This window comes from Streptomyces albidochromogenes (genome assembly GCF_005981925.1).
Lineage (GTDB): Bacteria > Actinomycetota > Actinomycetes > Streptomycetales > Streptomycetaceae > Streptomyces > Streptomyces albidochromogenes.
In genome coordinates this window covers 1-5,343 of sequence record NZ_VBVX01000391.1, presented here as the reverse complement: position 1 = coordinate 5,343, position 5,343 = coordinate 1, and the positions used below count along the sequence as shown (strand labels likewise).

Below are 5,343 nucleotides of genomic sequence, written 5' to 3'. Positions count from 1 at the left end.
ACACCGCACCCACTGCGGACAACCGCACAGGAGCTGGGGCGTCATCCGCCGCGAGAAGGGGATCGTCGCGCGCCTGCTCGGCGGTGCGCTGCCCCCCGAACGCTCTGCCCCGAGCCGCTGTCGAGCTCTACCGGTCGGCCGCCGCTTCGAGAACGGCGACGCGGGCTGGTACACGGTCGACTCCGGCGGCTACGAGGGCGGTTCCTGCGACGGCCGCTTCTCCGCCGTCCCCATGTCGGGCGCCGAGGACAAGGACCGGGGCAACACCGCGACCTGGTCCTGGCGGGTGGGCGACGGCTTCGCCGCGTGCGCGCTGTCCGTCTACGTGCCCGAGAGCCGCCGCGACACGGACGTCGCCGGGCACCCCACCTTCTACCGGCTGCTCGCCGACCCCGACGACGACTCGTCGTCGTACGCCGCCTTCGCCGTCCGCCAGACCGCCCACCGGGGCAGCCTGGTGTCCGTCGGCAGCTACGAGGTCAAGGGGGACAGCTTCGCCGTCCAACTGGTCGACCGGGGCCGTGACTGGGGCGACGACGACCTGGTGGGCGCCCACCACGCGGCGGCCCAGATGAAACTCTCCTGCCGCGCCTAGGGCGGGCGGCGCAAGGGCGCTTGTTACCGGCCAAACGCGGTGCCCGCGACCGTCGGCCGACGCGGTGGCGGCGGGGCGTGCGAGGCGCCGTTCACCTGGTCTTCACCGCCGTACAACCGTTCGGCCTTCGCGGAGGTCTTATGTCACCGAAGCCGCGAAGCGGCGTCGGTTTCCAGACAGGAGCACCACCTTGCGCGTTCGTACCCTGGCCGTCGTCACGGCTGCCGCCCTCGCCGTCGCGGGGCTCGTCGCCCCCGCGGCCGTCGCGGCCCCCTCCGGTCTGCCGGACGACTTCAACGGCGACGGCTACCGCGACCTCGCCATCGGCACGCCGAAGGCGAGCGGCGGCACGGTCACCGTGCTCTTCGGCTCGGCGTCCGGCGTCAGCCCCGCCCGCTCGGTGAACATCACCCAGAACTCCCCGGGTGTGCCCGGGACCTCGGAGTCGGAGGACAAGTTCGGTGACAACGTCACCGGCGGAGACGTCGACGGGGACGGTTACGCCGACCTGATCATCGGCGCCCCCTACGAGAAGATCACGGGCAGCGCGAACGGCGCCGTGACCATCGTCTGGGGCGGAGAGAAGCCGTTCACGCGCGGCGGCACCATGCTCACCGCCCCGAGCGCCGACGCCCACATGTTCGGCGAGGGCACCTCCTTCGCCGACCTCGACGGCGACGGCAAGGGCAACCTCGCCGTCATCGGCGCCAACAGCTTCTGGTGGTACGAGGAGGGGAACCCCGCCCAGGACGGGGCGCTCGCGCCGAAGGTGAAGTTCCTTCCCGAGGACGTGCGGCTCTACGGCGTCGTCGGCGGCCACTTCTCCGGCACCGACGGCAGCGACTACGTCCTGCACGGCCAGCGCACGGGCTCCTCCACCACCCCCTACGTGGGACTGCTGCGCGGCGGTCCCGCCGACATCGGCTCCTCCTACACGGTCCTGGCCGAGGGCATCGACCCCGGCGCCGTCGCCTGGGAACCCGCCGTGGCGGCGGGTGACATCAACGGCGACGGATTCGACGACCTGGTCACCGGCAACTCGAGGTCCGGGCTTGGCGGTTCGTTCACCGTGCGGTACGGCAGGGCGGCCGGGCTCCCCGCCAAGGGCACCACGTACACCCAGGACAGCGCGGGTGTGCCGGGCACCGACGAGGAGTACGACTACTTCGGCGCCGCCGTCGCGGTGGGCGACGCGACCGGCGACGGGTACGCGGACATCGCGGTCGGCGCGACCTACGAAGAGGTCGACGGCCGCCGCAGCGTCGGCAACGTGGTGTTCCTCAAGGGCAGCGCCGCGGGCCTGACCACGAGCGGCGCCCGGTCCGTCCACCAGGCGACGTCGGGTGTGCCGGGAGCGGCCGAGGCGGGCGACCACTTCGGCTCCGCGCTGCGGCTGCGCGACATCGACGGCAACGGCAGGGCGGACCTCGCGATCGGCGCGTTCGGCGAGGACGTCGTGCCCAACGGGTACGACGACGGCGCGGCGTGGGTGCTGCGCGGTGCGTCCTCGGGCCTGACGACGACCGACGCGACGGCCTTCAACGCGACCGACTTCGGCTACCCGGTCGTCGAGGGACGCAAGTTCGCCGACGTCTTCGGCCGCTGACACGCCCCGCCTGAGCCCGTCCCCCGAACCACGAGGAACTGAGACAACGATGCGCGACAGAATCCTTTCCGCGGCGGCGCTGTGCGCGGCGACGCTGCTCGGCGCGAGCGTGCCCGGCGGCGTCGCGGTGGCCGCCGACGCCGCGTCCCCCGCGCCGCAGGGGGACTTCAACGGCGACGGCTACCCGGACCTCGCGGTGGGGCTGCCGTCCGCACAGGTGGGCGACAGGGCCAAGGCCGGGTACGTGCACGTCCTGTGGGGCGGCCCGAACGGCCCCGGCAAGCACGGCTCCGTACGGATCAGCCAGGCCACGGCCGGAGTGCCGGGGACCCCCGAGGCGGGCGACCTCTTCGGTTCGGCGGTCACCGCCGCCGACACCGACGGCGACCGCTACGCCGACCTGGTCGTGGGCGCCTCCAGCGAGTCCCTCACCTCCGACGCGTACGCCGAGCACGGCACCGTCACCGTGCTGCGCGGCTCCGCCTCCGGCTTCACCGGCGGCGGGCACACGGTCGCGCGGGGCGAGGGCGCGATGGCCGAGGTCGGCGCGACGCTCGCCGCCGGGGACGTGACCGGCGACGGCCGTACGGACCTGGCCCTCGGCCGGCGCGGCGAGGAGCACGGCGACGCGGTACTGCGCCCGGGCCCGCTCACCGCCGCCTCCCCGGACACGCTGACGGGGGCCATCGCCGGGGCGGACTTCGGCGGTGTGAAGGCCCTCGCCACCGGCGACTTCGACGGTGACGGCGACGACGACCTGGCCCTGTCCGTCTCGGCGGCGGAGAGCAGGTTCACGGCCGTCTACCACTGGCGCGACGGCGCCCCCGCGCAGCTGTGGCGGACCACGGCCTCGGCCGCCTCGCTCGCCGCCGGCGACTTCGACGCGGACGGCACGGACGACCTGGCCCTGGGCGCCTGCTACCCCAACTACGAAATCGAGACCCCGGTCTGCGCGGACTACTCGACGGGCAGAGCCGAGGTGTTCAAGGGCGGGCTGGTGCACATCGCGTACGGCTCGGCGTCCGGCGCCTTCGGCGCCCGTACCCACGACATCCACCAGGACACCCCGGGCATCGCCGGAACCGCCGAGGGCGAGGACCGGCTCGGCGCCGACCTCGACGCGGCCGACGCCGACGGCGACGGCCGCGCGGACCTCGCCATCGGCGACGCGTACGAGGCGATCGGCTCGCAGCAGAACGCGGGCACGGTGGTCCTCGTACGCGGCACCGACAGCGGCCTGCTGACCTCCGGCGGCGCCGCGGCGAGCGTCGGCTTCACCCAGGCCACGGCCGGCGTCCCGGGCAGCGCCGAGCGGGGCGACGGCTTCGGCGCCTCGGTCCGGCTCCGGGACTTCGACGCCGACGGCCGCGCGGACCTCGCGGTGGGCGCGCCCGGCGAGGACTCCTCCCGGGGCGGCGTCTGGCACCTGCCGGGCACCGCGCAGGGCCCGACGGCGACGGGCTCCAGGGCGCTCACGCCGAAGAACCTTGGCCTGCCGTCGTCGACGAGCACGCAGCAGTACGGGATGGTGATCGGACGCGGCTGACAAGCGGTCGCGTACGGACACGCCCACGCCCGGCGCAAGGCGGTCCGCCGCCCCGCGCCCGGTGCTAGACCATGCGTGATCATTTCCCCGGCGAAACGGATGGTCACGTATGCGCACCGGACCGATGGCGCGAGCGGTTCCCGACCGATCCCGGACGCCGGGGCTCCGGCTCCCGCCGCGGACCCGGCGCGTACGTGCCCGGTCCGCGGCGGCGTTCGTGCTGGCAGCACTGCTGCCGCTGTCCGCCGCCGCGCCGGCGCTGGGCGCCCCCGCCGACGAGCGAGCCGTCCGGACCGTACGGGCGGTTTCGCACCCGGAGCAGCTGACGCCGGATCTGGTCGCCATGACGCAGCGGCTGCGCATTCCGGGGGCCATCGTCTCGGTCAGTACGCCGCAGTGGGGGACCTGGACCAAGACGCTCGGCACCGGGGACCTCGCCACCGGGGCTCCCCTGGGGACCGACGACCACCTGCGGGTCGGCAGCATCACCAAGACCTTCACCGCGACGGTCGTCCTGCAGCTCGTCCAGGAGGGCAGGCTGTCGCTGGACGATCCGGTGGCGGCCTACCGCCCGGAGGTCCCGGGCGGGAAGAACATCACCATCCGCCAGCTGCTCCAGATGACCAGCGGCCTGTACAACTACGCCGAGGACCCGTCCTTCAACCGGCGGCTCGACCGGCACCCCGAGGCGCGGTGGACCCCCCGGGAGCTGCTGGACATCGCGTTCAGCCACCCGGCGTACTTCCGCCCGGGCATCGGATGGCACTACTCCAACACCAACTACGTCCTGCTCGGCCTCATCGCCGAACAGCTCACCGACCGGCCGCTCGGCCGGCTGATGCGGGAGCGGGTCTTCGGCCCGCTGGGCATGCACCGGACCAGCCTCGCCAACGGGACCTCGCTTCCCGGCCCGTACGCGCAGGGCTACCAATTCATCGGCAACGTGGCCGGCCTGACCGCCCCGGTCCTGACCGGCAAGGCCGCCGCCGTCGCGGACTGGTCGGCCGGCAACCCGCGGAACGTCACGCACGCCAGCGGCTCGGCGGGCTGGGCGGCGGGCGCCGCGGCCTCCACCGTCGACGACCTGCGACGCTGGGCACCGGCCCTGGCCACCGGGACCCTGCTGGACCCGCGGACGCAGCGGGAGCGGCTGACGTTCATCCCCACCTCCACCACGCCCGGCCGGCCCTCGTACGGACTCGGCATCGCCGACGTCAACGGCTTCCTCGGCCACGACGGGCAGATCTCCGGCTACAACAGCTTCGTGGGCCACGACCCCGAACGCCGGGCGACCGTCGTGGTGCTCACCAACCTGAACCAGTCGCCCGACGGCACGGCGCCGGCCGACGAGCTGACCAAGTTCCTCCTGGCCGAGCTCTTCCCGAGCTGACCCGCCCATGCATGCCAAAGGCCCCCAGCCGTGATCGGCTGGGGGCCTCTGTGCTGGTGCCCCCGGCAGGATTCGAACCTGCGACACCCGCTTTAGGAGAGCGGTGCTCTATCCCCTGAGCTACGGAGGCAGACACATGTGGCGCCCGTGAGGGTGCCGGTCCACAGGGTACCGGATGGGTGCTCGTGCGGGTGCGGCATTGCGGG

General features: G+C 73.7%; 3 protein-coding genes, 1 tRNA gene and 1 pseudogene. 4 read left to right on the top strand and 1 reads right to left on the bottom strand.

Annotated features, from left to right (window positions below; genetic code table 11):
* The 4 genes and pseudogenes from E2E34_RS30830 to E2E34_RS30815 all read left to right on the top strand — a co-directional run.
* Window positions 1–595, top strand: a pseudogene (locus tag E2E34_RS30830) (hypothetical protein); the annotation flags it as partial.
* A 190-nt stretch (window positions 596–785) separates the two neighbouring features.
* The gene (locus tag E2E34_RS30825; protein WP_244316293.1) at window positions 786–2,201 is read left to right on the top strand and encodes an FG-GAP-like repeat-containing protein; all 1,416 of its coding nucleotides are present in this window, start codon (window positions 786–788) and stop codon (window positions 2,199–2,201) included.
* Between the two features lie 49 nt (window positions 2,202–2,250).
* Window positions 2,251–3,747 (top strand): FG-GAP and VCBS repeat-containing protein, encoded by a 1,497-nt coding sequence (locus E2E34_RS30820; protein WP_138905149.1) that lies wholly within the window; start codon window positions 2,251–2,253, stop codon window positions 3,745–3,747.
* 217 nt (window positions 3,748–3,964) lie between these two features.
* A complete protein-coding gene (locus E2E34_RS30815; protein ID WP_244316291.1) occupies window positions 3,965–5,137 on the top strand; it encodes a serine hydrolase domain-containing protein in 1,173 nt (390 codons plus the stop codon).
* 54 nt (window positions 5,138–5,191) lie between these two features.
* On the opposite strand, the gene E2E34_RS30810 is transcribed toward E2E34_RS30815, so the two are convergent.
* Window positions 5,192–5,267: transfer RNA gene (locus E2E34_RS30810), tRNA-Arg, on the bottom strand.
* Between the last annotated feature and the right edge of the window lie 76 nt (window positions 5,268–5,343).